This window comes from Brumimicrobium mesophilum (assembly GCF_003025005.1).
Taxonomy (GTDB): Bacteria; Bacteroidota; Bacteroidia; order Flavobacteriales_D; family Crocinitomicaceae; genus Brumimicrobium; species Brumimicrobium mesophilum.
Genome location: NZ_PVSS01000019.1, coordinates 31,438 through 58,329, shown reverse-complemented (window position 1 = coordinate 58,329; position 26,892 = coordinate 31,438). Strand labels below are relative to the sequence as shown.

Annotated in this window: 22 protein-coding genes and 1 pseudogene; 10 read left to right on the top strand and 13 right to left on the bottom strand. The window is 35.4% G+C overall.

The window, feature by feature from the left end; all coding sequences use genetic code 11:
• Together C6368_RS16235 and C6368_RS16230 are read right to left on the bottom strand one after the other, a co-directional pair.
• Positions 1-303: pseudogene (locus C6368_RS16235) on the bottom strand (hypothetical protein); the annotation flags it as partial.
• A 212-nt stretch (positions 304-515) separates the two neighbouring features.
• The gene (locus C6368_RS16230) at positions 516-926 is read right to left on the bottom strand and encodes a phage integrase N-terminal SAM-like domain-containing protein (protein ID WP_107040276.1); all 411 of its coding nucleotides are present in this window, start codon (positions 924-926) and stop codon (positions 516-518) included.
• A 680-nt stretch (positions 927-1,606) separates the two neighbouring features.
• Between C6368_RS16230 and C6368_RS16225 the strand changes: the two genes are divergently transcribed.
• From C6368_RS16225 to C6368_RS16200, 6 genes are all read left to right on the top strand, one after another.
• Positions 1,607-2,179 (top strand): DUF4293 family protein, encoded by a 573-nt coding sequence (locus tag C6368_RS16225; RefSeq protein ID WP_107040275.1) that lies wholly within the window; start codon positions 1,607-1,609, stop codon positions 2,177-2,179.
• The gene (locus tag C6368_RS17695; protein ID WP_107040274.1) at positions 2,179-4,071 is read left to right on the top strand and encodes an ABC-F family ATP-binding cassette domain-containing protein; all 1,893 of its coding nucleotides are present in this window, start codon (positions 2,179-2,181) and stop codon (positions 4,069-4,071) included. The genes C6368_RS16225 and C6368_RS17695 overlap by 1 nt, the downstream gene beginning before the upstream one ends.
• Positions 4,072-5,813: 1,742 nt before the next feature.
• Positions 5,814-6,386: a 30S ribosomal protein S16 gene (locus C6368_RS16215; RefSeq protein ID WP_107040273.1), complete on the top strand. Its 573-nt coding sequence runs from the start codon at positions 5,814-5,816 to the stop codon at positions 6,384-6,386.
• Between the two features lie 30 nt (positions 6,387-6,416).
• Positions 6,417-6,953, top strand: coding sequence for a ribosome maturation factor RimM (gene rimM / locus C6368_RS16210; RefSeq protein ID WP_107040272.1), 537 nt, complete (start codon positions 6,417-6,419; stop codon positions 6,951-6,953).
• 132 nt (positions 6,954-7,085) lie between these two features.
• Positions 7,086-7,802, top strand: a complete 717-nt coding sequence (locus C6368_RS16205; protein ID WP_107040271.1) for a tRNA1(Val) (adenine(37)-N6)-methyltransferase — start codon at positions 7,086-7,088, stop codon at positions 7,800-7,802.
• A 121-nt stretch (positions 7,803-7,923) separates the two neighbouring features.
• Positions 7,924-8,577, top strand: coding sequence for a C40 family peptidase (locus tag C6368_RS16200; protein ID WP_107040270.1), 654 nt, complete (start codon positions 7,924-7,926; stop codon positions 8,575-8,577).
• Positions 8,578-8,735: 158 nt separating this feature from the next.
• Here the strand turns inward: C6368_RS16200 and C6368_RS16195 are convergent, their stop codons facing one another.
• From C6368_RS16195 to C6368_RS16175, 5 genes are all read right to left on the bottom strand, one after another.
• Positions 8,736-9,563, bottom strand: a complete 828-nt coding sequence (locus C6368_RS16195; RefSeq protein WP_107040281.1) for a DUF2797 domain-containing protein — start codon at positions 9,561-9,563, stop codon at positions 8,736-8,738.
• A gap of 241 nt (positions 9,564-9,804) precedes the next feature.
• Positions 9,805-11,448: a nucleoside transporter C-terminal domain-containing protein gene (locus C6368_RS16190; RefSeq protein WP_107040269.1), complete on the bottom strand. Its 1,644-nt coding sequence runs from the start codon at positions 11,446-11,448 to the stop codon at positions 9,805-9,807.
• Positions 11,423-12,025, bottom strand: a complete 603-nt coding sequence (locus C6368_RS16185) for a bifunctional nuclease family protein (protein WP_107040268.1) — start codon at positions 12,023-12,025, stop codon at positions 11,423-11,425. The genes C6368_RS16190 and C6368_RS16185 overlap by 26 nt, the downstream gene beginning before the upstream one ends.
• A gap of 105 nt (positions 12,026-12,130) precedes the next feature.
• Positions 12,131-13,072, bottom strand: coding sequence for an electron transfer flavoprotein subunit alpha/FixB family protein (locus C6368_RS16180; RefSeq protein WP_107040267.1), 942 nt, complete (start codon positions 13,070-13,072; stop codon positions 12,131-12,133).
• Between the two features lie 26 nt (positions 13,073-13,098).
• Complete coding sequence (locus C6368_RS16175; protein WP_107040266.1) at positions 13,099-13,839, bottom strand: electron transfer flavoprotein subunit beta/FixA family protein; 741 nt, start codon at positions 13,837-13,839, stop codon at positions 13,099-13,101.
• A 220-nt stretch (positions 13,840-14,059) separates the two neighbouring features.
• Between C6368_RS16175 and C6368_RS16170 the strand changes: the two genes are divergently transcribed.
• Positions 14,060-14,560 carry a Sec-independent protein translocase subunit TatA/TatB gene (locus C6368_RS16170; protein ID WP_107040265.1) on the top strand — a complete coding sequence of 167 codons (501 nt, stop codon included), beginning with the start codon at positions 14,060-14,062 and terminating at the stop codon, positions 14,558-14,560.
• Positions 14,560-15,504 carry a calcium/sodium antiporter gene (locus C6368_RS16165; RefSeq protein ID WP_234369158.1) on the top strand — a complete coding sequence of 315 codons (945 nt, stop codon included), beginning with the start codon at positions 14,560-14,562 and terminating at the stop codon, positions 15,502-15,504. Before C6368_RS16170 ends, C6368_RS16165 begins: the two co-directional genes overlap by 1 nt.
• Positions 15,505-15,700: 196 nt before the next feature.
• Here the strand turns inward: C6368_RS16165 and C6368_RS16160 are convergent, their stop codons facing one another.
• Genes C6368_RS16160 through C6368_RS16140 form a run of 5 tightly spaced genes read right to left on the bottom strand, consistent with a single transcriptional unit; the run spans position 15,701 to position 20,689 of the window.
• Positions 15,701-16,807, bottom strand: a complete 1,107-nt coding sequence (locus tag C6368_RS16160; protein ID WP_107040264.1) for an endonuclease/exonuclease/phosphatase family protein — start codon at positions 16,805-16,807, stop codon at positions 15,701-15,703.
• A gap of 14 nt (positions 16,808-16,821) precedes the next feature.
• On the bottom strand, positions 16,822-17,751 hold the full coding sequence (locus C6368_RS16155; RefSeq protein ID WP_107040263.1) for a rhomboid family intramembrane serine protease: 930 nt from the start codon (positions 17,749-17,751) through the stop codon (positions 16,822-16,824).
• Positions 17,752-17,754: 3 nt separating this feature from the next.
• Entirely contained in the window at positions 17,755-18,492 is a 738-nt protein-coding gene (locus C6368_RS16150; protein WP_107040262.1) for a rhomboid family intramembrane serine protease, read from the bottom strand.
• The gene (gene mutL, locus C6368_RS16145; RefSeq protein ID WP_107040261.1) at positions 18,489-20,369 is read right to left on the bottom strand and encodes a DNA mismatch repair endonuclease MutL; all 1,881 of its coding nucleotides are present in this window, start codon (positions 20,367-20,369) and stop codon (positions 18,489-18,491) included. The genes C6368_RS16150 and mutL overlap by 4 nt, the downstream gene beginning before the upstream one ends.
• 14 nt (positions 20,370-20,383) lie before the next feature.
• Positions 20,384-20,689: a hypothetical protein gene (locus C6368_RS16140; protein ID WP_159038649.1), complete on the bottom strand. Its 306-nt coding sequence runs from the start codon at positions 20,687-20,689 to the stop codon at positions 20,384-20,386.
• Between the two features lie 336 nt (positions 20,690-21,025).
• Here C6368_RS16140 and C6368_RS16135 point away from each other — a divergent pair, with 336 nt between their 5' ends.
• Positions 21,026-23,950 carry a glycoside hydrolase family 3 N-terminal domain-containing protein gene (locus tag C6368_RS16135; protein WP_107040259.1) on the top strand — a complete coding sequence of 975 codons (2,925 nt, stop codon included), beginning with the start codon at positions 21,026-21,028 and terminating at the stop codon, positions 23,948-23,950.
• A 99-nt stretch (positions 23,951-24,049) separates the two neighbouring features.
• On the top strand, positions 24,050-25,198 hold the full coding sequence (bshA, locus tag C6368_RS16130) for an N-acetyl-alpha-D-glucosaminyl L-malate synthase BshA (RefSeq protein WP_107040258.1): 1,149 nt from the start codon (positions 24,050-24,052) through the stop codon (positions 25,196-25,198).
• Here the strand turns inward: bshA and C6368_RS16125 are convergent.
• Complete coding sequence (locus C6368_RS16125; protein WP_107040257.1) at positions 25,176-26,870, bottom strand: adenylate/guanylate cyclase domain-containing protein; 1,695 nt, start codon at positions 26,868-26,870, stop codon at positions 25,176-25,178. The genes bshA and C6368_RS16125 overlap by 23 nt on opposite strands.
• Positions 26,871-26,892 lie beyond the last annotated feature (22 nt).

Sequence of the window (26,892 nt, the reverse complement as noted above, 5' to 3'; positions counted from 1 at the left end):
ACCTCTTCTTAAACCACAGGCATATGCCATGATTAACATAGTACGGTGTTTCAAATTAAGTGGTGCACCTAAAATTTTCTTGACTTCTTCTTTACTCAATGCATTTGGTAATCGCTTTTCTCTCCTAGGCCTTTGAATTAACTCAATCTCTAATTTCCTTTTCTCAACTGTTTTAAAAAATAATTTCAGGGCGTTTATAAATTGATTCTGATAGGAATTGGATAGTTCTATTATCTTGACCAATGGGCCAAATCCATATCTATTCTTAATATTAAATTTATAACTAAGTTTTAGGACGCGCATTATCTTTTTTTGAAGTTGAAACGTGCTGAAAGTCGGGAATAATGGCGGAAGCTTTTCAGCTTGACTGAAGAGATCACCGACATTATCGACTTTTAGGAGTGGAGACAAAGGAAAAGATCAAGCGCTAGACTTTTTTGTTTCTTTTTTGGGTAATGCAAAAAAGAAAAGAATTAAAATTAAAGCATAAGTATGGTTTGAATCGTTATGTTTATCTATGGAGTTTCGGCCTTAGAATAATTATAAGAGACATTGTCAAATCGTATAATATCGTCATTTTCTATTTCGGAAATAGGTTTATCCTTATAAAACACTAAAAAGACACGCATAACATTCATGTAGGTGTTTTCCGTACTTTTAGAATAGCGATGAGCTGTGAGCCAATCTTTGAAATTCTTTAGTTGTTCAATTTTTTCCTCCGAAAGAGTGTCTTTATCGTAAATAGGCAGACCAAATTGCTTTCGATAGATCTTATTATCAGGTAAATGCCATGTTTTCTTTGTAGCACTCCATTTTGCACCACGAAGCTTTTTAAATCGTTGGCGTAATTCTGGTTTGTTTTCAAAAACTACAGCAATTCTAGACTGTCCTTTATGGGTGATTTTAGATGCTTTAAATTTATACATGATTTAGGTTTTATTCAGTAACTCTTATTTAAGTTAATAAAAAAACATTCATTAGTACGATGTAAAATAGAATCATTTCTTCACGGCCCTGACGGAAATGGAAATCCTGTTGAACTGTTTTGCTCAGCTGTATTCACGAAAAGAGCGACCAACGGAATGCTCCTTTTTGAGAATTAATTCGTATTTGATAATTCCTAATCCGATAGCTATTGGATCCTAATTGTCTAAACAGCGTAGCAAAAACAGGAAACAGATTGGAATTGTAGGCAGATATAGGACGCCTTATTTAATTACGAATTTTATAATTACGAATCAACGAATTCACTACTTGAGAATTTTAGAATCCGGCACTTTCGACAAGCTCAATCACCGGGCGTAAACAAATTAAATCCATCCAAAAACTCACTGCAACTCTGTGCAAACTTTACGAATCTCCGCGAAATCTTTGATGACTTCGGGGTGAAATTTTTGAATCCTCCTTTACAATGAAAACGGACATTTACTCCCTCTGGTCATGTTATCGCTTTGCTCAGTTTATAAAACGTCCCTACATTGTATCTTCGATTTATGTTTGTCCTTGGAATCTTTCATTCCTGGAATCCTTGAATCTTTAATCCACTCATGCTTTAAACAGTAAACATTCAACAAAAAAAACTATCTTTGCGTAAAATTTTTAAACTATGATTCAACGCGTTCAATCCCTTTATTTATTGCTGACATTAGGTGCTTTGATAATCTTGAGTGTCGGAACTGATGTTTTCGTTACTGAAGTGGCTCAAAAAGACCAGTTTGACATTATTAGTCATGGGAATGTTTATGGAGTTCAGAAAGATCTTCATGTTCATGGCGATTTAACTGACGAAAATATTACTTTGTTGAAAGAAGCTACTGGTAAGGTGGATATTGATGGAGATATGATAGGAATTCCTACCTATTATTTCCCGTTTTATTCAATTACAATACTGCTTTCTATGCTGACAGTCGTGGTATTGTTAGGCTATAAAAACTTGAAAAGACAATTGAAATTAGGTCGCTTATTGTTTGTGCTTAACTTCTTGTTGTTTGGCGCATCAATCGCATTATATTACCTTTTACGCAGTAACACCATTCCAGAATCTTCAGATTACACAGCTAGTGTGCATCTATCGTTTGGTTTTTACTGCATCGTTATCGCTTTGGCATTTTCATTCCTAGCAAATATTGGAATTCGTCGTGACGTACGACTTATTAAATCTATAGATCGTATCCGTTAATGAATTATTTATCAGTTGAACAACTAACAAAAACGTATGCAGACCGTACGATTTTTGAAGATATTAGCTTTGGTATAGACCAAGGTCAAAAAGTAGCACTTGTTGCTAAAAACGGAAGTGGAAAGTCTACTTTAATTCGCTGTATCATGGGTGAGGAGCCTTTCGATAGCGGACGCGTAGTTTTCCGGAATGGAATCAATATCGCTTATTTACAGCAAGCCGATGATTTGAATCCTGAAAACACGATTTACGAAGAAGTTTTCGATCATGATTTACCGAAATTAAACGTCTTTAAAAAATATTCTAAAGCTGTTCGTGAAAACGATGAAATGGCGATGGCAGAGCTTTTTGAAGAAATTTCAGAATTAAATGCTTGGGATTTAGACAGTCTTGTTGAACAAGTTTTATCTAAATTAAAATTAGATAATCACGGTGCAAAAATAAGCACGCTTTCTGGAGGTCAACGTAAACGTGTAGCCCTGGCGAAAGTACTGATTTCAGAACCTGACTTTTTGTTTTTGGATGAGCCTACCAATCACCTCGATTTAGATATGATTGAATGGTTGGAAGAGTACCTTTCAAAATCGAATTCTACATTATTCATGGTGACGCACGACCGTTATTTCTTGGAAGTAATTACGGACATCATTTATGAATTAGAGGACGAACAAATTTACCGTTACAAAGGAAATTTCTCCTATTATTTGGAGAAGAAAGCAGAACGTGAAGAAAACAAAGCAATTGAGGTTGGAAAGGCCAGAAGTTTATTCAAATCAGAATTACAATGGATCAGAAGACAACCAAAAGCACGTGGAACGAAGCAAAAAGCAAGAACGGATGCTTTTGAAGGAATCAAGAAAACTGCAAGTCAGAATATAGAAAAAGAAGAACTCGAAATTCCAATTAAAATGGAGCGTTTGGGATCTAAGATTTTGGAATTGCACAAGGTTTCTAAAAAATACCCTAATTTAAATATCCTAGATAATTTAACCTATACTTTTAAACGTCAAGAGCGTTTAGGAATTGTTGGTCCAAATGGAGTTGGGAAATCTACACTTTTACGCATAATTACAGGAGAAGAAGAAGCGGATTCTGGAAAGGTGGTTATCGGAGATACTGTTGTTTTTGGATATTATTCGCAAGCCAACATCGAAGTCGACGAAAACATGAAAGTGATTGACGTTATTCGTGATGTGGCAGAATTTATTCCTTTAGAAAAAGGAAGAGAAATGTCAGCAGCACACTTCTTGGAGAAATTCTTGTTCCCACGTCATATGCACTACAATTATGTGTACAAATTGAGTGGGGGAGAGCAACGCCGTTTGAAACTGATGAAAGTTTTAATGTCGAATCCTAACTTCTTGATTCTCGATGAGCCAACCAACGACTTGGATATTTATATCTTGAGTGTATTGGAGGATTACTTGAAGAATTTCCAAGGTTGTTTAATTGTTGTCTCTCACGACCGTTATTTCATGGATAAAATGGTGGATCACATTTTCGTTTTCGAAGGAGACGCTAAAATCAATGATATCACAGGAAATTATACGGCATACAGAACTCAGTTGAAAAAAGATATTCTTGAAGAACAAGCGGAGAAAAGAATTGAAAAAGCTGAAGCCAAGAAAGAATTAATTGAGAAAAAGGTTGAAGAAAAGGTTGAGAAACCAGCAGAGAAACGCAAATTGAGCTTTAAGGAAAACCAAGAATTCAAAACATTGGATTCCGAAATCGAAAAGTTAGAAACGGAAAAAGAAGAACTCACAGCGATACTTTCTGGCGGAACTGCTACTTCAGAAGAATTGAACGAAGCAAGTAAACGCATCGGAGAATTAATGTCGGATTTGGAAACAAAGACGGAGAGATGGATGGAATTGGCGGAGTATGCGTAAACGCATAGTTTTGAGGGAGAGCGTTTAGGGAGAGATGATTTGATTTTAGGATTTCTGTGTGTTTAAATGTAAACGCTTTAAAAAAAGAGATCCCTCGTCGTTGCACTCCATCGGGATGACGATTTTTGGTTTTAATAGGTCGAGAGAGAAGATGTTCAAGCTCCGCTTGAACATCTTCTCTCTCGAAAACACCTCTATACAACCGTCATTCCGAACATTTTAATAAAACGACAGGTTTATTAAATTGGAGGAATCTCTTTTTCTGCTTTACAGTCTTAGTTCGAAGCGTTTCCCCCTTTGGAGGGGGATAAAGGGGGAGGACTTATTCATCCAGAGCCTTCCGGATTTCACTCGAACTGACGGGGTGATCAAAAATATTTTTCAAATTCTATAACGCTTTAAAAAAAGAGATCCCTCGTCGTTGCACTCCATCGGGATGACGATTTTTGGTTTTAATAGGTCGAGAGAGAAGATGTTCAAGCTCCGCTTGAACATCTTCTCTCTCGAAAACACCTCTATACAACCGTCATTCCGAACATTTTAATAAAACGACAGGTTTATTAAATTGGAGGAATCTCTTTTTCTGCTTTACAGTCTTAGTTCGAAGCGTTTCCCCCTTTGGAGGGGGATAAAGGGGGAGGACTTATTCATCCAGAGCCTTCCGGATTTCACTCGAACTGACGGGGTGATCAAAAATATTTTTCAAATTCTATAACGCTTTAAAAAAAGAGATCCCTCGTCGTTTCACTCTGNTGTGTTTAAATGTAAACGCTTTAAAAAAAGAGATCCCTCGTCGTTGCACTCCATCGGGATGACGATTTTTGGTTTTAATAGGTCGAGAGAGAAGATGTTCAAGCTCCGCTTGAACATCTTCTCTCTCGAAAACACCTCTATACAACCGTCATTCCGAACATTTTAATAAAACGACAGGTTTATTAAATTGGAGGAATCTCTTTTTCTGCTTTACAGTCTTAGTTCGAAGCGTTTCCCCCTTTGGAGGGGGATAAAGGGGGAGGACTTATTCATCCAGAGCCTTCCGGATTTCACTCGAACTGACGGGGTGATCAAAAATATTTTTCAAATTCTATAACGCTTTAAAAAAAGAGATCCCTCGTCGTTTCACTCTGTCGGGATGACGATTTTTGGTTTTAATAGGTCGAGAAAAAAGATGTTCAAGCGGAGCTTGAACATCTTTTTTCTCGAAAACACCTCTACACAACCGTCATTCCGAACATTTTAATAAACCACAGGTTTTAAAAATGGAGGAATCTCTTTTTTGGCTTTACAGTCTTACTTCGAAGGGTTTCCCCTTTTGGAGGGGGATTAAGTGGGAGGACTTATTCATCCAGAGTCTTCCGGATTTCACTCGAACTGACGGGGTGATCAAAAATATTTTTCAAATTCTATAACGCTTTCAAAAAGGAGATCCCTCGTCGTTTCACTTCATTGGGATGACGATTTTTGGTTTTAATAGGTCGAGAAAAAAGATGTTCAAACGTCATTCCTCCATTTTAATAAACCACAGGTTTTAAAAATGGAGGAATCTCTTTTTCTGCCTTACAGTCTTAGTTCGAAGCATTTCCCCCTTTGGAGGGGGATTAAGGGGGAGGACCTTCCTAAAAAAATCAATCTCCACTTTTCAATTATAATTGTTCTTTTTATCAAATAATAAAACTATCTTTGTCGCCTTATATAAATTAATATTATTAATAGGGGTTTCGTACCCCAACCAATAAAACATTATGGCAACAAAAATTAGATTGCAAAGACACGGTAAAAAAGGATATGCTTTTTACCACGTAGTAGTAGCAGATTCACGTGCTCCACGTGATGGTCGCTTCATCGAAAAATTAGGTACTTACAACCCAAACACAAACCCTGCGACAATCGATATCGATTTCGACAGAACGTTAACGTGGGTTGGAACAGGTGCTGAAATGTCTGATACAGCACGTGCGATTCTTTCGTACAAAGGTGTATTGTACAAAAACCACCTTATCAAAGGTGTAGCAAAAGGTGCTTTAACTGAAGCTGATGTTGAGAAGAAATTCGAAGCTTGGATGAACGATAAAGGTGCTAAGATTACTAAGAAAACTGAAGGTGCTTCAGATGCAATTAAGAAAGCAGAAGCTGATCGTTTAGCTGCAGAGCGTAAAACAAACGAAGATAGAGCTGCTGCAATTGCTGCGAAAAATGCTCCAGAAGAAGTTGAAGAAGAGGCTCCAGCAACGGAAGAAGTTGAAACTCCAATTCCAACTCCAGAAGCAGATCCTGTAGAGGAAGCTGCAAAAGAAGCTAAAAAAGACGAAAACTAAGAGAAGCAATTCTCATAATCGTTAAAGAAAATGAATAAAGCAGATTGCTTTAATCTAGGTTACGTGGCGAAACTTCACAGTTATAAGGGTGAAGTTTCGCTTTTTTTTGATGCAACAAATCCTCAGGATTATGCAAACCTTGATGCTGTTTATATCGATATAGATGGAATTTTGACTCCTTTCTTTGTTGAAAGTATTGAAATGAAAGATAAAGGTTTCGCAAAAGTGAAGTTTGAAGGTGTTGATACAGAAAATGCGGCCAAGATTATCCTAAAAAAAGAACTTTTCCTTTCTCTTGATAAGCTGCCAGAGCTTTCAGGGAAAAACTATTACGACCATGAAATTATTGGTTTCACTGTAATTGACGCTAATTTTGGCGAAGTGGGTGAAGTTGTCCAAGTAATGGACTTTAAAATAAATCCTCTCTTACAAATTCAAAATGATAAATTGGATAAAGAGGTTTTGCTTCCTTTAGGAAACGACCTTGTTCAAAGTGTGGATAGAGAAAAGAAGGAATTGCATGTAGAATCAGCTCCTGGGTTGATTGAGATGTATTTGGAGCTCTGATTTTGGAATTGAATTTCTGAATGATAAGGACGTTTTACAAACTTAGCGAAGCGATCTCATGACCAAAGGGAGTAAACGTCCGTACTTCAATTTCCAAATGGTATTTTTGAATTATCAAAATCCCTCTTTTAAATGTCCATTTTTAAATTCAAAAAATTCAATGTTGATCAAGCGAATGCTCCTCAGAAAATAGGAACAGATGCTATGGTGTTGGGGGCTTTGGTGAATCCAAGTGCGCTTGGTTTTGAAAACCCTAAAACAATTCTTGATGTTGGAACAGGATGTGGTGTAATTGCCTTAATGTTGGCACAACAATTTCCTTCTGCAGAAATTACTGGAATGGATATCGATGAACAGGCAGTTCAACAAGCGAAATCTAACTTTGAGAATGCTGATTTTCCGAATCACTTTGAATCACTTCATCAAAACTTTTTAACGTATAATCCAGTTGAAAAATTTGACTTGATTGTTTCTAATCCTCCGTATTTTAATACGAAAATGCCTTCTTCAGATGAAAAGAGAAGTTTAGCTAGACATGAGAATAGTATGTCTCTTCAAAATTTAATTCACCATTCTCATGATTTATTATCTGAAAATGGAAGTTTATGGATGATTGTTCCTTCAGAAAGAACGGATGAATTGATTGCTGAAAATCTCGATTTAAATTTACAACACAGAATTAAAATCTTCGGTAAGCCTAACAAACTTGTACGCGATATTTTGGTGTTTTCAAAAAATATAGCTTTAAATAATAATTCTATTTCTGAGTTGACAATTAGAAACAGCATGAATGAGTATTCTGAGCAATATAAAGAGCTCACAATCAATTTCCACTTCAATAAGTTGTGAATCTATAGTTTTCTGTCGACCAGTTGTTTAGCTAAACTATGTTAAACAAAAGTGAAGCTTTATTTAACTTAGAAATAATGTGTTATTTTTATGTCCGAAAAAAAGCACTTATTGAATTTTTATGAATTTATTATCAATTTTTCTTTTGTCGACTTTAAGTTGGTCTAATCCAGATTCAACATTAATGAATTCTATACCTACGGTTGAAAATGTGGATACATCATTTTCTTTGACAGAATCGATTCTATTTATTTCAGATTCTTCACTTGTGAGTATCGATTCGGTAGCTTTAATTGTTGATTCATCAATGATGGCTTCAGATGTTCATGAAGAGTGTCAAATCAAAAGTCATCTTATAGATTCTTTGGTTTTATGTGGAACAGAACTTGTAGGAACACCCTACAGGTATGCAGGAAATTCTTCCAAAGGAATAGATTGTTCAGGTTTAATCCATTATATGTTTGAATCTATGGGAGCAGAGGTGGCTCGAAATAGTAGAGATTTATCAAAATTAGGAGAAAAAATCCCAATGGATGAAGTTTCAAAAGGTGATTTGGTTTTTTTCAAGGGAAGAAATTCTAATTCTAAAACTGTAGGTCATGTGGCAATAGTTGTTGAAGGTGCTGGCGACGAAATGGTTTTCTTACATGCTTCTTCAAGCAGAGGAGTGGTAATCGATAAGATTTCTGATTCAAATTATTTTAAGAAACGTCTTCTTTTTGCCAAAAGATTAGAAATTGAAGAAATGTTTGATTTCACTGAAATCAATCTATAATTTCCAATTCAAACCTTACTCTAGCAAACAACAAAGTTCAGAAACTTTACGTTCTTTACAATTAATTCAAGCCCAATTATAACGAAGTTGGAATTAATTACTCTGTCGTTAAGCGTTAAAAATCCGATTCCTATCGGATAAATATTTATAGTTAAATATTAATCATTGATTTCAAACTCCACCTCATAACTAGTATGTCTCCTAATATTCATTACACGTTCACCATCCAATAAAAAGTACTGTCCTTTTATCCCCATTAATTTTCCAGTGATCGAAGGAAGTTTATCTAAATTCACACTTTTTATCTTAGTAGGGAATTCAATCACGGGATAATTGATATCTGTAACTTCATCTTCTTCCGTGATGTATTGTGCTAAATCTTCTGGAAGCATTTCTTCCAGTTGCCATTTGGTTTCTTCTAAATCAATGCTTTCATCAATATCATTTCGCAACATTTTTCTCCAATTTGTTTTATCGGAGAATTCAGATTTTAAAGCAACCTCCAAAACACCAGCTAAATATCTGTTAGGAGTTTCAGCCAATTTAATTGCCTCATTCGCTCCTTGGTCAATCCATCGCGTCGGAATTTGTGTCCCTCTCGTAACACCAACTTTTACAACGTCACTAGCTGCTAAATAGACAATGTGTGGTTGGTTATGGTGCTTTTCTTCCCACTCAACGTCTCTACCTTCACCTAGATGAGCGCGACACAATTCTGGACGAATTATACACTCTGCAGATTCAGGAGCATTTTGAAAACAAGGGTAGCAAAAACCTTGATTAAAAGAAGTTTTGGTCTTTTTACCACAATTTTTACAGAAAATATTACCATCAAATTGAAACGAAACCGTCTTTCCAATCAATTCATTCATAGGAAGAAGTTGTTCCTCTTGTGTTTCAGTATTGAAAAATTTCATTTGATATTGAACAAAATTTTCATCGTTAAATTCAACTAACATTTTTCTTAATTCTCCTTTGATCCTCATTTTGAATAAATATTTATCTTTTAATAAAAAACTTAGATTGTCTAATTGAGTTGATTGTCGACTTCCTTGGTTTGGGGTGCTTTCGACGTGTTCAATCACCGAAGAATTATCCCGTTGACTGAGCCTGTCGAAGGCAACATAACTGAGTCTGTCGAAGACAACATAGCTGAGCTTGTCGATGGCAATATTCTAATAGTCTGTCGAAGGCAATTATTAATTGCTCGTCCATGTTTCCTGTTATTTAAAACAACATTCCAACCATTGTTGCGGTCAACATACAAGCCAAAGTTCCTGCGATAAGTGAAAGTACGCCATAACGTGCTAAGATAGGTTTTTTGCCTGGAGCGATTGCCCCAATTCCACCCACTTGAATTCCAATCGATGCAAAATTGGCAAAACCACAGAGTACATAGGTTCCAATAATGACTGATTTTGCTGAAATTTCATCTTGTAATTCACCTAAATGAGGATAAGCCACAAATTCGTTGATGATTGTTTTTTCACCTAAAAGTTGACCAATTATCATAGAATCTTGCCATGGAACTCCCATCAACCATGCAACAGGCGAGAGGGCGTTTCCAACAATATATTGGAATGATAATTCAGTATACAATGAAGAGCTATTCGCAATAACATCATTTAAACCTGTGTAATATCCTACTTTTCCTAACATGAAATTCGCCAGGGCAATTAATGAAATGAAAACAATTAACATTGCGGCAACATTCACTGCCAGTTTTAATCCATCTGTAGTTCCGTTGGCAATTGCTTCAAGTGCGTTAACTCCTAATTTGTCTTTTGGTACGCTTAAATCCTTGTTGATTTTTTCCGTTTCTGGTAAAAGTATTTTAGAGAATACAATTGCAGCAGGGGCGGACATCAGAGAAGCGGTCAATAAATGCTTAGCAAAGAATACTTTTTGCTCTGGATCATCTCCACCAAGAAATCCGATATATGCTGCTAAAACTCCACCGGCGATTGTTGCCATTCCACCGGCCATAAGACAGAGAATCTCACTGTTGGTCATCTTGTTAAGATAAGGCTTTACCAGTAATGGTGCTTCTGTTTGACCTAAGAAAACGTTACCCGCTGCAGATACACTTTCCGCACCTGATAATCCCATTAATCGTTTCATAACGTAAGCCATTCCATAAACAACCCTTTGCAGAATTCCCCAATAATAGAGTAGACTCGTTAAAGCAGAGAAGAAGATTACAGATGGTAAAACCCAGGTTGCAAAGTTCATGACAATTGGGTTCATTTCACCTGTCACAACACTACTAAATACGAACATCGCTCCTTCATGAGCCATATCAACTACCTTTACAAACCCTTTCGAAATAAAGTCAAAACCGGTTTCAATAAATGGAACTTTTAATATTAAAAGGGCTAAAACAATTTGGAGTAAAATTCCTTTGACCACAAGCGGCCAATTGATTCTACTGCGATTTTTACTGAGTAGAAAAGCAATAAAAACAAGCGCCACAACACCTATTAGTCCTCGCATAATTCCTTCCCATGAAAAGGATGAAATCATGGTTTTATTTTCTTTTAAATAGGTGATTCTATCCTTGTCCTTGCCTAGAGCGAATTTATCCTTATCTAAATTAAGAATTGGAAAAGTTTCGGTAGTAAAGACAGAATCTTCTGTACTAGATAAAATCAGTTTATTGTCTTCTAAAACGTAATTCCCTGATTTTTGATAGGTGAGGATTGTGTCGTTGGTTAAGAATGTACCATTTTCATTGAGTTGTAAAGAGAACTTTCTTCTAAACCATTCTTGATCGGTGGAATCATCAATTTCTTGTGCTTTTACACTGAAAAAGGTGATGATTAAAACGATAAAAATTAGAACTAATCTATGAAGTACGTTTGTTAATTTCATCTCTTATTTTTGATGCAAGCTCATAATTTTCACCTTCTACAGCTTTGTCTAAACGGTCTTCCAATTCTTTAATTGTAAGATCGGAGAGTTCGTTTTTTACATTTTTAGAAGTGATGCTTTTTTTCGGTTTTTCAACAGGAGCTGGGCTTTGTGCTTCCTCATCCTCTTGATCTAATCGAATTCCAGCTGAGCTAAGTATAGATTCATAAGTATAAACATTGCATTTGAATCGCACGGCCAATGCAATAGCATCAGAAGTACGGGCATCTATTTCTATTTCATTTCCTTCTTTTTCACAGATAAGTTTAGAATAGAAAATCCCTTCCTTTAGGTTGTATATAATCACTTCTTTAAGTGTAATGTTGAAGGCAATCGCAAAGTTCTTAAATAAATCATGTGTTAATGGGCGAGAAGGCATCATGTCTTCAAGTTCAATAGCAATTGCTTGTGCTTCAAATCCACCAATAATAATTGGTAATCTTCTCAGTCCATCTACTTCAGACAAAACCAATGCATAAGCACCTGATTGCGTCTGACTATATGATAATCCAATAATTTCTAGTTTTACTTTTTCCATAATTGGTTAAAGGGCATCAATTTTTGAATGTTTGAATAACAAATTAGGGAAGCTTGTGCCTCCCTAATTGCATATTACGTAAAAATAATATTTATTATCGAATGATTAGTTCGAAGCTTTGAATTTTTTTACTGCTTCAGTTAATTTTGGTAACACTTCAAAAGCATCTCCAACAACTCCATAGTCAGCTGCTTTAAAGAATGGTGCTTCATTATCTGTGTTAATCACAACAATTACTTTAGATCTGTTGACACCTGCTAAATGTTGAATTGCTCCAGAAATTCCTGCTGCAATGTATAAATTTGGTGCAATGGCAACTCCTGTTTGACCAACGTGCTCGTGGTGAGGACGCCAATCAGAGTCGGCAACTGGACGAGAACAAGCTGTTGCTGCTCCCAATTCTTTTGCTAAATCTAAAATTAAATCCCAGTTTTCTGGACCTTTCAATCCACGTCCACCTGAAACTACTAATTCTGCTTCTGGTAATGGAATATCTCCTTCTGGAAGTTTTGTATCTTTTACTTTTACTCTAGAATCACCTGCGTTTCCTGCAAATTCTTCTACAGATGCTTCTCCTCCTGTTTCTTCAACTTGAATTGAGTTTGGAAGTAAAGCGATAATTTTCTTATCCGTATTTACTTTTACAAATCCGAATGCTTTTCCTGAGAATACGTTAACTGGAACTGTCCCGTCTTCTTTCGGTACTCCTGATGCCCCGGCAACTAGTCCTGCGTTCATTTTAACAGATAAACGAGGTGCAACTGCTTTACCTATCAAATCGTTTGAGAAAACAATTGTATTTGCACCCACTTTTTCAGCTGCTGTAGCAACCATTTTAGTGATTTGTTGTTCGTCAATTCCTTCAAATGAACGGTCAACTAAAACTTTGTCTGCTCCATATTTCCCTAATTGAGCAAGCATTGAATCGTCGGCTTTTCCATTTGTTACAGCTGTAACTTCTCCTAATTTCTTTGCGTAAGTAACAGCTTCGAATGCATTTTTAGCAATCTTTTCACCATTACTATTTATATATACTAATACTGACATAATTTAATTCTTTTTTTCGGGTGTGATTATATTACTTTCGCTTCGTTGTGTAACAATGCAACTAATTCATCCATATTATCTGGATCGATTAATTTCACTGCAGATTTTGGAGCAGGTAAAGCATATTTCTCAAATGAAGTGTTTTTCGCTGCATTTGAAGAAGGAACCACGTTTAATGGCTTCTTTCTAGCGGCCATAATTCCACGCATATTTGGAATACGTTGTTCAGCCATTCCTTTAGCACAGCTTACCACTAATGGTAATTCAGCTTCAACAGTTTGAACCCCACCAATAATTTCTTTATCTAATGTTGCAGTTGTACCTTCAATTGTCAAACTTTCTGCAAGAGAAATAAATGGCATATCTAAATGCTCTGCCAACATTCCACCAACTTGTGAACCGTTATAATCAATAGTTTCTTTTCCTAAAAGAACTAAGTCATAACCACCTTCTTTCGCGAAATGTGCGATTTCAGCAGCAACTTGACTAGCATCTTCTGGTTTTACATCAATTCTAGTGGCATCATCAGCACCAATTGCCAATGCTTTACGAATTGTTGCTTCGTCCTCAGCAGTACCAACAGTTACAGTTGTTACGCTTCCTCCTTGAGCTTCCTTGAGCTCTAAACCTCTCACTAGAGCATACCACTCATCGTAAGGATTTACAATATATTTAACACCACTTTCGTCAAATTTCGTGTCACCATCAGTGAAAGAGATTTTCGTGGTTGTATCTGGAGCTTTACTAATACAAACAAGTATTTTCATATTATTATTTATTTTTTAGTCTTTTACAAAAATATAAAAAGATTTTTCTTTACGTGCTATAATTTGTGAGGTATGCACAGTAAATCTATTTTTTGTCGTGATTTCTTTAATTTTAAGCATTACAAAGGCAGTAATATAAGAATTTTAACTTGATTAATAATCAGAAATTCTTTTTACTTTATATGCACTACCAATTATCAATTTCTAGTATCTTTGTATCATGTTATTGTTCATTAATAGTATTGCCGGTTCTGAAATTTTAGTTATCCTGCTTTTTGTACTCATTTTCTTTGGGGCGAAAAGTATACCTGGTATGGCGAGAGGTCTAGGAAAAGGAATTCGTCAAATCAAAGACGCAAGTCAGGATATTCAAGATGAAATCAGGAAAACAACATCTGATATGCAACGCGACATGAATGTAAATAGGGCACTTCACGATGCTAAAAATAAAATTGAAGCACCAATTCAGAATTTTAAGAAAGATATCGAAAATTCAGCTTCAGGGATCAAAAAGAATGTCAATGGCATTTTGAATGATGGAGGTGAAAAAAGCCTAGAAAACACTATGGAAGCGCCAATTAAGGACTTTTCAAATGATTTAAAAGCATCCGCTGATCAAATTAACAAAAACATTAATTCTGAATCGAAACCTATCAGTAAAGTGAATACTTCCTCGGACAATAAAATAGAACGCAAATCAGACCAAGAAAACAATAGTTAATGTTCATAAATATTTTATTAATCGTTTTAGGGTTAGCCCTATTGATTGCAGGTGGAGAATTCTTAGTAAAAGGAGCTGTTGGAGTGGCAGCTAAAGCCCGACTTTCTAAATTAGTTATTGGTATGACGGTGGTTTCTTTTGGAACGTCGTCCCCAGAATTATTGGTTTCTCTTCAATCTGCTAGCGAAGGTTTACCAGAATTAGCAATTGGAAATGTTATTGGTTCAAATATTGCGAATTTAGCGTTGGTACTAGGAGTAACTGTATTAATTTTCCCAATGCCGGTTGCCAGAAATACCATACGTTTCGATTGGCCCATGATGATGATTGCCTCTGTTTTATTTTACGTTTTTGCGCTTAATTTACAAATAGAACGCTGGGAAGGATTACTTATGTTTACTATCTTAATCGCTTTCATCACTTTTATCATCATTAAATCAAGAAAAAGTAATGGACCAAATACAACTGAAATTCCAGAAATGGAAGAGTTAGTTGCTAATATTTCAATAGGTAAAAATTTAGTATTTATCGCTATAGGGTTGGTTGGATTGTATTTTGGTTCAACATGGTTGATTGACGGAGCGAAAGCAATTGCTGAAGATGCTGGAATCTCAAAGCACGTAATTGGAATTACAATAATCGCTTTCGGAACTTCTGTTCCTGAATTGGCTACTAGTTGTGTAGCTGCCTACAAGAAAGAAACAGATATTTCAGTTGGAAATCTTATTGGAAGTAACATCTTTAATATTCTGGCTGTCCTTGGTTTAACCGCGATAGTACAACCCATTGCAATTGAAGAAATCGTGATGTCATGGGATGTTCTTTGGATGATTGGAATTGCCCTTATTCTTTTGCCAATGATGGTTTACAGAAGAAAAGTTGGTCGATTTAGTGGTTTTATCTTGCTAGGGATTTACGTGACATATATTATTTCATTGTTTTAGAGGAAGTTTTCTTTCTTAAAACTTAAGTTGTAATCCGTTGAAACGACTAAGGGGAGAGAGTGATGATTCTAATCGATATGGGTTAAATTGCACATCATTTGAGTTTTTATTTGAAAAAAAAATAAGCGTTTTTAAGCCCCTTAATCGGGGTTCCTGGTTCAACAAACTATCAATCAATTTAAAACTCATCATTATTTTAACGAATTCTAAACTCAGAAGTTATCGGGTAGTGGTCTGATAAAGCATTTTCTTTCAATGTGCTAAATGAAGTTGGAGCTAATCCTTCCCCATAAAAAATATAATCTATTCTTCCTGCCGGGACTTTACCAGCATAAGTTCTAGCCATTCCAAAACTCGCTTCATTGAATGCATCTTTGAAATATTCATTCATTATTGAATAGGTGTAAGAAGAAGGAGGATCGTTTAAATCTCCTGTAATAAAGACAGGATAAGGTGAAGTGAGCGCATGATCTACAATTGTTTGTGCTTGACCAGCTCGGAAAGGATATGCATATTTTAACTTCGAAACAAGACCTTTAACACGAGTTGAAATTGTTTTGGAACTTTCGATTTCTGTGTCAAACAAAGAATATTCATCTTCCTGCAAACGAATACTTTCCAAATGAAATGTATAAACACGCACCGTATCTTCCCCTTTCACAATATCAGCAAATATACAAGGGATTTCTGAACCATCTTTTTTAAGTGTTTCAGAATGAATAATTGGGTATTTAGAATAAATGGCTTGTCCCAAGGAAAGCACTCTTTTGCCATTTCGCTTTGTTGTAGCGTAATCGACATATCCTCCAGCATTTTTGATGTCATCAGGATTAATGATGAATTTAAATGTTCTGTTTCTTACTTCACCATATTCTTGAATACATAAAATATCAGGTGATTCCCTACTGAATAAATCGATAAACTCTTGTTTGTTTTCACTCAAAGGGGGATCAATGAATTTAAAAAAATCAAATAGTCGAACATTATAAGACATTACTTTTATTTTCTTATCCGAAAATCCAGTGAAATCAGGTGATTTAAAATCAATTCCGAAATATTTGGTGTGGACGAAAAATCCCAAGACCAAAACGATTAAAGGAAAAGCAAATTTCCTTCTCATCATAAAGTTGAGAATCATCAGAATTACTACAGCTACGAATAAAGCTGGATAGGCCAAAGCAAATAGTTGCAGGTACCAAAATTTGTCTGGAGGAACAATTGAACCTAAATAACTTATCAATAAGGTGGTTGCAACAATAAAAGTTGCTAGGCCAACGAGTCTTTTAAATAAACGAAAAAGCATTGATTATTGATTAGTTATTGACTTTGGTCAAATAGTACTTGTTTTTCCCTCTTCGTTAAGCTGTCATAACCAGATTTAGAAATCTTATCAAGTATAGCATCAATTTCTGCTTGTTTTTGCTTTTTACTAAAATTGTATTCTTCGTCAGTTTGTTTTTTAGTTTTGGTAGAAGATTGCGTAGTACTTTTACCTCCTTTGTGGGCCTTCATTTTAGGTTTGCCTTTGTTGTTAAAGCTCGCCTTAAAATTATCTACAGTGACTTGCACAAAATTCACAACGTTGTTTTTCGAAGTGACTTTATGAATAGACCATATTCCGAAAGCAGCTCCACCAAGATGGGCAAAGTGAGCGACATTATCCGAACTTCCCATTTGCAGGAGATCCATTAGAATGAAAATCCCAGCAAGATAAATCATCTTTACTCTTACAATCCCAAAAAGATGAACTTCTGCCATTGGTCTGTAAAATGCAGCAGCCATAAAAACAGCATTTACTGCTCCTGAAGCTCCAACTACATAAGTTTGGGTTCCTTGTAAAGCAGGGAAAATAGAATAGGCTAGAATTTGAAATATGCCTCCCATTATTCCTCCAAGTATGTATGTATAGAGCATTCTCTGATTAGAGAAATACATCAAGAAAAAACTAGAAATAAAGTAGAGAAAGAGCATATTAAACGCAATGTGCATAAAGTCAAAATGCGCAAATATACTCGTGATTATTCCCCAGGGATGAGTTAAGAATCCCAAAATGTCTCCACGTAAAGTGAAGAAGTTATATACGAAAGAAGTTAGTGGATTTGATGCTCCGTTACTCACAGATAACGATCCAAAAACCAATAGCATATTAATTAATATGAAAACAACCAAGTTTACACCCATCAACTTGATGTGCATACCTCCGTGTTTCCACCGGTACTTTATTTCATCGCTAAAATTACGATTCATGATCTAGTAAAATTTTCGTTTGTCTCTTTGCCAAATTAGCACGATAATAAATCCAACAAGTGCACCTCCAAGATGTGCTAGGTGAGCGACATTATCTCCGGGATTATTCTGGAATGAATTGTAAACTGCAATTCCTACCATAATTATTACCAACCATTTTGCTTTAATAGGAATAGGCGGGAAAAGCAACATAAGTTTAGTGTTTGGGAATAAATATCCGAATCCAACTAAAATTCCATAAACCGCTCCAGATGCCCCAACTACAGGTGTTGAAACAGCAATGCTATAGTCACGCAAAAGTCCTTCAGTGAAAATGTTTCCTACAGGTAAATTCCTAACCGCTTGCTTAATATCATTGAGATTGCCTCCGTTTGCCACCAATTGTTCCTCTATACTTTTTACTTCTATGTATCCTACCAATTGATGCAGGAAAAATGCACCTAAGGCCGTAGACATATAGAATATAAAGAATCTTTTTGGTCCCCAAACTTGTTCTAATGCTGATCCGAAAATCACCAATGCAAACATGTTGAATAAGATATGGAAAAATCCTCCATGCATAAAAAAGTGGGTTACCATTTGGTAGGGTTCGAAATGTGGAGAATTAAAAACATACCCTCCCAAAATGTAAGTCATTGGAATGCCTTGCATTTCTCCAATTTGGGTGATAATAAACATGATTACATTCAGTAGTAGTAAGTTCTTTACCACTGGTGGCATGTTTCCTAATATATTGTTCATGATAGAAAATTATTCAGTTCGTCAATCGAAATTGTATTTAGTATTTTTTTTCCGCTTGGAGAATACTGATGTTGTTCACTTTGGAACAAACGATCAATCAAGTAGTTCATTTCTTCTTCAGAAAGAAGTTTACTTCTGTTATTCGTTGCTGCGGCTGATAAAGATAAAATTAATTCGTGAACCAATTCTCCTTTATCTAGTTCTTCGTGGGTTATTTTTTCAATAATGCCATCCAAACATTGTGTTACATATTCAACTTCTAGCATTGAAGGAATACTCGATAGAACCAATGTGTTGTTTTGCCAATCCCATTCAAAACCTAGTCTTTTTAGTGTACTTGTATTGTTGTCCCATTCCAATTTTTGGGTTGAAATCAGGTTGTATTCATAAGGGAACATGAGTTGTTGTGCTGCAATTGGTGAAAGCATAAAACGCTCCATTAATTCATCGTAAAGTATGCGTTCATTCGCACGATTGATGTGAACCAGCATAGCTCCTGACTTTACTTGAATCAACAATAAATTTCGATGCAATTGAATTTTATTTGAACTTGATTTTAAAGGCTCTTCATAGTTAATTTCCGCTTCATCCTTAGGGGTTGAAATTTCTTCTTCTGCTTCTTCAGTGATTTTGTAATAATCTTCCCATTCTTCCTTGTTCGGTTTAAGAGAATTGAAGCTTTTAGCGCCACCAGAATTTGCAGGGTTACTAAAATTTTGACTTCCACTAAATCCAGAAGCCGTACTGGAGGATGTGGCAGAAGAACTACTTTTAAATGGATTGAAGGTTTCATCCACCTTGATTTCTGGTTGGCGAATTGGACTATTTTGCTGTTCCAAGGATAAATCAAATTGAGACTCCATTTCAAAATCTAAACTTGGGGCAATGTTGTATTTTCCAAGTGCTAATTTAACTGTACTTCGAATAATACTGTAAATACTTCTTCCATCTTCAAATTTGACTTCAGTTTTTGTAGGATGAACATTCACATCTAGGGTATTTGAAGGTACATCCAGATAAATAAAATAGGAAGGAAAGTGTTTTGGAGGGACCAGATTATCATATCCTGCTACGACAGCATGGTTAAAATAGGAATCCTTAAAAAATCGATTGTTCACGAAGAAGTATTGTTCTCCTCGCGTTTTTCGAGAAAACTCAGGTTTAACGATAAAACCTTTCACCTTCACAATATCTGTTTCTTCTTCGATGGGAACTAACTTGTCATTAAAATTTCTTCCAAATAAGTCTACAATTCTTTTTCTTAAACCTGCTCCATCTAGGTTGTGTACTACATTGCTATTATGAGAGAAAACAAATCCTATTTCCGGGTGTGTAAGTGCAATTCGATTAAATTCTTCTAGAATATGCTTTGTTTCAACATTGTCAGATTTCAAGAAATTCCTTCTTGCTGGAACGTTGAAAAATAAGTTTTTTACAGAAATACAAGTTCCTTTTGCTCTTGAGCTAGGTTCTTGAGAATTGATTTTACTTCCTGCAATCTGAATTTTTGTTCCAATTTGCTGGCCTTCTTCAACGGTATCCATCTCCACATGAGCAATTGCGGCAATAGAAGCTAAAGCTTCACCACGAAATCCTTTAGTGGTTAAAGTAAATAAATCGGCTGCTGTGGAAATTTTACTCGTTGCGTGTCTTTCGAAGGACATTCTGGCATCCATTTCAGACATTCCCTTTCCATCGTCTATGATTTGTATGGAAGTCTTTCCTGCATCTTTTATATGTAATTCAATGTTGTTGGCCCCGGCATCCACCGCGTTTTCAATCAATTCTTTAACTACTGATGCAGGTCTTTGAATAACTTCTCCCGCTGCGATTTGGTTGGCAATATTATCTGGTAGTAAACGAATTACTTCTGACATTCTTAAATTCCTGTTTATGGGTTTTCTAAATCAATAACTTCCGCTGCGAAAATATCAACATAATCCAATATAAAGTATGTTGCCAATAGTAAAGCGGCAAGAATAATAATTAATCGAATATTAGCTGACCTAGATTGCTTTGTATAATTGGTCTCGATGTTCCAAGCACTATGCATTTTTTCCCTTAAGCGCGCTTGTTGTTCTGTTGGTGTTGAGTCAGATTCTTCATCATACGCTTTTTGCATATTTTGAATACGTTCTTTTCGAGCGTCATAATAACGCGGCGTATAATCAAATTGCTTTGTTTTGTTCACTTTCATGAACTTAATTCGCTCCAACATAATTTTCTCCTCTTAAGTTTGAAACCATAAAGATACGCTAAAATATATGGTTTTAAAATCATTCTTTAACTAACTTCATTCCTTTAGTAATGTTTAGGTTTTCTTTCATTATGACCATACACTGGCTGAAGACTCATCTCTCCTTCTTTTGAACAATCGACTTTTCATTCATTTATCACACTTTCACATTTTTAAGCTTAACCTTTGTTTATATTTGTTCTTAATAAATGTTCCGATTAAAGAACTGTCAGGATTCGGCAGTGTATTTGCATAAGGAACAGTATAATTATAAATCGTTCAACGCAGTATTGATACATGAAATTAGCTCCAATTCTTATTTTAGCAGTTATACTTTCTAGCGGACTCATTAGTTGGTCCATTAATCAAAACGAAAATCCTAGAAGCTCTGATTCTAGTGCAGTAGGCTTACCTGATTTTATGCGTCTTTCACCTCAATGGGCGCTAGAAAAACTTGAAAGCTTAACCTTAGAAGAGAAAATTGCGCAAAGTTTTATGGTTGAAATGACTCCAAAAAAAGGTGAAGATCACTTAAAAATCATTGATTCTTTGGTTCAAGTGCACAAAATTGGAGGTGTAATTACTTTTCAAGGAACAACCGAAGAAACGAAATCTGCAATTAGTCGTTTACAACAAAATAGTAGTGTTCCGTTATTGGTTGGTATTGATGGAGAATGGGGTAGTAGCATGAGAATTTCTGATCAACCTAGATTCCCTTTTCAATTAACAATGGGTGCTGCAAATCAATTGGAAAGCACAAATATGATTGCACAAGCTATGGGAGCAGAAATGAACGACTTAGGTATTCATATGAATTTTTCTCCAGTCGTGGATGTCAATACAAATCCGCAAAACCCAGTTATAGGCTTTAGATCTTTTGGTGAGAATCCGTTAAATGTGGCAAATCTTGCTCAGGAAATGATCAAAGGAATGCAAGAATTTGATGTTTTGACGTGTATGAAGCATTTCCCAGGTCATGGAGACACAGATGTAGATTCGCATAAAGACTTACCAACAGTTAATAAAAGCAAGACAGAACTAAACAGGATAGATTGGTTGCCATATAAGCAAGGTAGAATTGCTGGAGCATCAGCAGTTATGATGGCGCATCTGAACGTTCCGGCTTTGGACAGTAGCGGATTACCTTCAAGCTTATCTCCATTTACAATCAAACAAATTTTAAGAAAAGAATTGAAATTTGAAGGTTTAGTAATTAGCGATGCGTTAAATATGCAAGCTTTAACTAAGCATTTCGGAGATGTTGATATTGTAAAAAGGGCTTATTTAGCAGGAAATGATGTTTTACTTTATCCTTCAAAAGTGAAGGAGTCGATTGCGGCGATTAAAAAAGCGGTTGAAGAGGGTGAAATTAGTGAAGCTGAGGTAAATGAAAAAGCTTTAAGAATTCTAAGAGCAAAGTATTATTCTATTGTTCACAAAAACAATAAAAAACCGGTTTTATCAGCTGAGAAGGTAGAATATGCTAAGCTTAATATTTATGAAAAGGCATTAACAGTGATCAAAAATGATAGTGCCATTCCAGTAAAAGATGTTTCGGGTAGAAATTTGATTCTGAATATTGGAGGAAATGGGAGTGCATTCAATAAAGCGGCAAGTTTTTACACGATTGCAGACACTTTGAATGCTGAAACGGCAAAAGACGCATGGGCAATTCATAAATTTTCTTTGCGAAATTATGACAATATTTATTTGAATTTAATTGCTCCTTCGGTTTTGCCTCGAAATGATTTTAGTTATCCAGAAGGTTGGAAAGAGTTATTAAGAGACTTGCCTGAAGAATCGAAAGTGTATGTTTCTATTTTTGGAAATCCTTACGCTGTGGATGATAGCTATACTTTTGAAAAGGTGGAAGCCGTAATTTTAGCTTTTCAAAATACAGCAACAGGACAAAATAGAGCAGCTCAATTAATTTTTGGAGGATTTCAAGCAAATACAGTTTTACCTATCACATTGAGTGCAGATTATCAAGAAGGTTTTGGTTTGGAAACGCCAAAAGCATCCCGATTGAAATTTACTGTTCCAATGGAGTTAGGCGTTTCTGCTTCAGCTTTTAATCGAATTGACTCAATTGTTTACAACGGAATGAAAGAAAAAGCTTATCCAGGTTGTCAAGTTGTTGTAGCAAAGGATGGAAAAGTTGTTTATCAAAAGGCATTTGGTCACCATACCTATGACAATAAGATAGCCGTTGACGATAAAACAATTTATGATATTGCTTCTATAACCAAGGTGGCTTCTTCAACAGCAGGATTAATGTATTTGCAAGACCGTAAAGAATTTTCTTTAGATAGTGCCATTGGAGATTATATTGGAGAGCTTACAAGGGCAACAGTTTATGAGGATTTGAAAATGCGCGATGTTATGACACATCAAGCGGGTTTAATTCCTTGGGTTCCTTTTTACACGCAAACTTTGGTCAATGGTCATCCAGATACTTTATTGTATTCTTCAGCGCCTTTTGATAATAAAAATTCTGTAGTTGCAGATCATTTATTTATGCGTGATAATTATGAAGATGATATTTTGAAAGTTATTTTAACTAAACCGCTGAGAGCGAAAAGCTATAAATATTCAGATTTAGGGTATTATTTTGTGAAAAGAATAATAGAAAAAACTTCAGGAACACCACTAAATGAATTTGTCAATACTTCTTTTTACGCTCCAATGGGATTAACAACTATGGGGTATCATCCGTTGGAAAGGTTTGGGTTAAATCAAATTGCACCAACAGAGTTAGACAACTATTATAGACATCAATTGGTTCATGGATATGTTCACGATATGGGGGCCGCTATGACAAATGGAGTAGGAGGACATGCCGGATTGTTTTCAAACGCAACTGACTTAGCTGGATTTATGCAAATGTTACTAAACGATGGTGAATATGGTGGTCAAAGCTATTTAACGAAAGCTACAATTGACGAGTTTACAGATTGTCAATATTGTCCACGCAATAGAAGAGGAGCGGGCTTTGATAAGCCTGTTTATTCCGGAACGGGAGGACCTGCAGCTGAGGCGGTTTCGAAATCATCTTTTGGTCACTCAGGTTTTACTGGAACATTGGCTTGGGCAGATCCAGAATACAATATCAATTATGTGTTTTTGTCGAATCGCGTTTATCCAAGTGCAGAAAATTGGAAAATAGTAAAAATGAATATTCGAACTGAGATTCAAGAAGTTATATATGAAGCTTTAAAATAGCTTGATTTTTTTTACAAGAAAGTAAAACATCTCTTGAATATTGGTGTTTATAGGTTAGGTTTTACCTCAAACAGTATTGTTTGAAATAATAAAAGAAAAATGAAGATAGGAATTGTATTGTACCCGACATTTGGTGGAAGTGGAGTAGTAGCAACAGAATTAGGGAAAGCTTTGGCTGAGAAAGGTCACAAAATACATTTTATCACCTATTCACAACCTGTAAGATTAAGTTCTTTCCGTGATAATATCTTTTATCATGAAGTAGTGGTGAGTAACTATCCTCTTTTTGAGTTTCAACCTTATGAAACAGAATTGGCCAGTAAGATGGTAGATGTTGTTGAGAATGAAGGTTTGGACTTACTGCATGTGCACTATGCTATTCCACATGCTTCTGCTGCTTTCATGGCACAACAGATTTTAAAAACAAGAGGAGTAAATATTCCTTTTATTACAACTTTACACGGTACAGATATCACGCTTGTGGGTAAGGATAAATCCTTCGAACCGGTAATTACTTTTTGTTTAAATCAATCAAATGCAGTGACTGCTGTTTCAGAAAGTTTAAAACGAGATACGTATGAACATTTTGATACACAACGTGATATCAAAGTGATTTCTAATTTCATTAATGAATTCATTGACGATCCGATTGCTCAAGATTTAGAAAGAAGACGAAAATATGCAAATGATGATGAAAAAATTATTTGCCACGTTTCAAACTTCAGAAAAGTAAAAAGGGTGGAAGATGTAGTTCATGTTTTTCATAAAATAAATAAATCAGTTAAGTCAAGATTATTATTGATTGGAGATGGTCCAGAAAGACATAATGTTGAATTGCTATGTAGGGAATTAGGAACATGCGATCGGGTGATGATGGTAGGTAAAATTAGAGATGCGGCCAATTTAATGAGTGTTGCAGATTTATTCTTATTGCCTTCTCAAACAGAAAGTTTTGGATTAGCTGCTTTGGAGGCAATGTCAGTTGGTGTTCCAGTTATTTCCTCAAATACTGGTGGAATTCCAGAGGTAAATAAAGAAGGGTATTCTGGATTTTTATCTAATGTTGGGGATGTTGATGAAATGGCCAAAAATGGGATTCGTATTTTAGAAAATGAGGAAGTTTTGAATCAATTTAAACTACAAGCGAAAGAACAAGCATTGAAATTTAGTTTGCAAGCTATTTTGCCACAGTACGAAGAACTATATAATGAGGTTTTAGAAAAATTTAAGTCTGAACAATTAGTTTAGCCCTCATTCCTTTTAATTCAAGGATACGTGCTTTCTTCCCACGTTCTCTAATGTTTTTAGAGGTTTGAGTATAATAAACATGCACGTTATCTAGGTACTGTATTTGAAAATCAATCCATTCTAAATCTGTCATAGGCATATCATAATTCGCCAATTCATTTCTTAAAGTTTTAGCAACATTGTGATAATCTGCTCTTCCCAGGTAATCATGGTCTGCATCACACATAATCATTTCAAGTAAAGTTTCAGGGGTGCTTTCTTTTCTGGTTGATGATATTATGTCACTGACTAATTTTATTTGATCTTGGCAGTATCCAAATTTTATCAATTCAGTTTCTGCCATTTTTATTCCGAATTCTTCATTCTTTGAATAGCGCAAGATAAATCCAGCATCGTGGAATAAAACAGCAGTTCTCAAAATTGTTAAGTCTTCTCCAGTAACCCCTTCTAGTTTTGCAATTCGTATTGCTGATTTTTCAACATTTAAGGTGTGTTTTATACTGTGGTAATCAAGTTCTTCAGGAAGTGATGATTTGAGTTTATTAATGATAAATCGTCTAGCAAATTCGAAGTCCATTGGTGGAAGATCACATGAAATCCTCAACTCTCTGCTTGGAAGTTTTCCTTCGTTGAAAAGTGAATGGTCCATTTTTAATTTTTCAACAAAAAACATATCCGCTTGACTACCGTATTTAAGTTTTATTTCTCCACGGTGTATAACCTCAAAGTAATCTTGAATATGGTCTACCACCGCATCTGTAACTGTGATACTGTTTTCTACAGAATTTTGTTCAGCTCTTGCGGCGATATTCACACTGTCACCCCAAACATCAAAGCTAATTTTTTTTGAACCTATCATCCCGGCAACTAAAGGTCCAATATGAAGACCAATTCGAATGTCCCAATACGATTCGTTGATTGCAATTGCAAGTTGTTTTCGATTGAGAACGTAATTTCGAATCTCCAAAGCAGCGAGGGTAGCGCGGATTGCTGGATTGTTATTCACCTCTGTAACACCAGCTAATGCCATATATGCATCTCCGATAGTTTTAATTTTCTCTAAATTATATCTTTCAATAATCTCATCAAACTTATTGAAGTAGCTTTCAAGTTCTTGCAGTAATTTCATAGGTTTCAAAATCTTAGCAGACCTTGTGAACGCAATAAAATCAGTAAATAAAACTACACCTTGTTCCACTCTTTTAGGTGAGAATTTTCCAACTGATCTTAAGTCTTGAAGTATAGTTTGAGGGAATATATTTTCTAATAATTGACTAATTCTTAAGTCTTTAAAGTATAGGCTTTTAAAAACCTCAATTTTTGCTTTAACCAAGTTTTTATTGAACGGACTTGAAATGTAATCCACAGCGCCCTCTTTAAATCCCTTCACTAACCGGGCGCCACTATAAGTGCTATCACTAATTACAATTTTATATGCTTCCTTTGAGTTTGGGTTAGATTTGAGTCTTTGCAATAATTCAAAACCATTTACAGATTTACTCTGAATATTAATTAGAATAATTCCAACTTTACGTTTTTCTAAAATAGGTAATGCAGATGCTTCATCCTCACAGAATACTAGGTTATTTCCTCCTCCCAGTAACATAGTTCTTAAACTTTTTACATTTGTTGGGTCATTGTCAATAACTAAAATATTTATAAATCTTTCCACTCAGCAGAATTTGGGGCTCAAC

Coding starts and splice junctions, on each gene's coding strand:
- C6368_RS17695 (WP_107040274.1), top strand. CDS start 2,179: ATGAATTATTTATCAGTTGAACAACTAACAAAAACGTATGCAGACCGT.
- C6368_RS16135 (WP_107040259.1), top strand. CDS start 21,026: ATGAAATTAGCTCCAATTCTTATTTTAGCAGTTATACTTTCTAGCGGA.
- rimM (WP_107040272.1), top strand. CDS start 6,417: ATGAATAAAGCAGATTGCTTTAATCTAGGTTACGTGGCGAAACTTCAC.
- mutL (WP_107040261.1), bottom strand. CDS start 20,369: ATGTCAGAAGTAATTCGTTTACTACCAGATAATATTGCCAACCAAATC.
- C6368_RS16170 (WP_107040265.1), top strand. CDS start 14,060: ATGTTATTGTTCATTAATAGTATTGCCGGTTCTGAAATTTTAGTTATC.
- C6368_RS16205 (WP_107040271.1), top strand. CDS start 7,086: ATGTCCATTTTTAAATTCAAAAAATTCAATGTTGATCAAGCGAATGCT.
- C6368_RS16140 (WP_159038649.1), bottom strand. CDS start 20,689: ATGAAAGTGAACAAAACAAAGCAATTTGATTATACGCCGCGTTATTAT.
- C6368_RS16160 (WP_107040264.1), bottom strand. CDS start 16,807: ATGCTTTTTCGTTTATTTAAAAGACTCGTTGGCCTAGCAACTTTTATT.
- bshA (WP_107040258.1), top strand. CDS start 24,050: ATGAAGATAGGAATTGTATTGTACCCGACATTTGGTGGAAGTGGAGTA.
- C6368_RS16180 (WP_107040267.1), bottom strand. CDS start 13,072: ATGTCAGTATTAGTATATATAAATAGTAATGGTGAAAAGATTGCTAAA.
- C6368_RS16155 (WP_107040263.1), bottom strand. CDS start 17,751: ATGAATCGTAATTTTAGCGATGAAATAAAGTACCGGTGGAAACACGGA.
- C6368_RS16230 (WP_107040276.1), bottom strand. CDS start 926: ATGTATAAATTTAAAGCATCTAAAATCACCCATAAAGGACAGTCTAGA.
- C6368_RS16175 (WP_107040266.1), bottom strand. CDS start 13,839: ATGAAAATACTTGTTTGTATTAGTAAAGCTCCAGATACAACCACGAAA.
- C6368_RS16185 (WP_107040268.1), bottom strand. CDS start 12,025: ATGGAAAAAGTAAAACTAGAAATTATTGGATTATCATATAGTCAGACG.
- C6368_RS16190 (WP_107040269.1), bottom strand. CDS start 11,448: ATGAAATTAACAAACGTACTTCATAGATTAGTTCTAATTTTTATCGTT.
- C6368_RS16200 (WP_107040270.1), top strand. CDS start 7,924: ATGAATTTATTATCAATTTTTCTTTTGTCGACTTTAAGTTGGTCTAAT.
- C6368_RS16150 (WP_107040262.1), bottom strand. CDS start 18,492: ATGAACAATATATTAGGAAACATGCCACCAGTGGTAAAGAACTTACTA.
- C6368_RS16225 (WP_107040275.1), top strand. CDS start 1,607: ATGATTCAACGCGTTCAATCCCTTTATTTATTGCTGACATTAGGTGCT.
- C6368_RS16165 (WP_234369158.1), top strand. CDS start 14,560: ATGTTCATAAATATTTTATTAATCGTTTTAGGGTTAGCCCTATTGATT.
- C6368_RS16195 (WP_107040281.1), bottom strand. CDS start 9,563: ATGAGGATCAAAGGAGAATTAAGAAAAATGTTAGTTGAATTTAACGAT.
- C6368_RS16215 (WP_107040273.1), top strand. CDS start 5,814: ATGGCAACAAAAATTAGATTGCAAAGACACGGTAAAAAAGGATATGCT.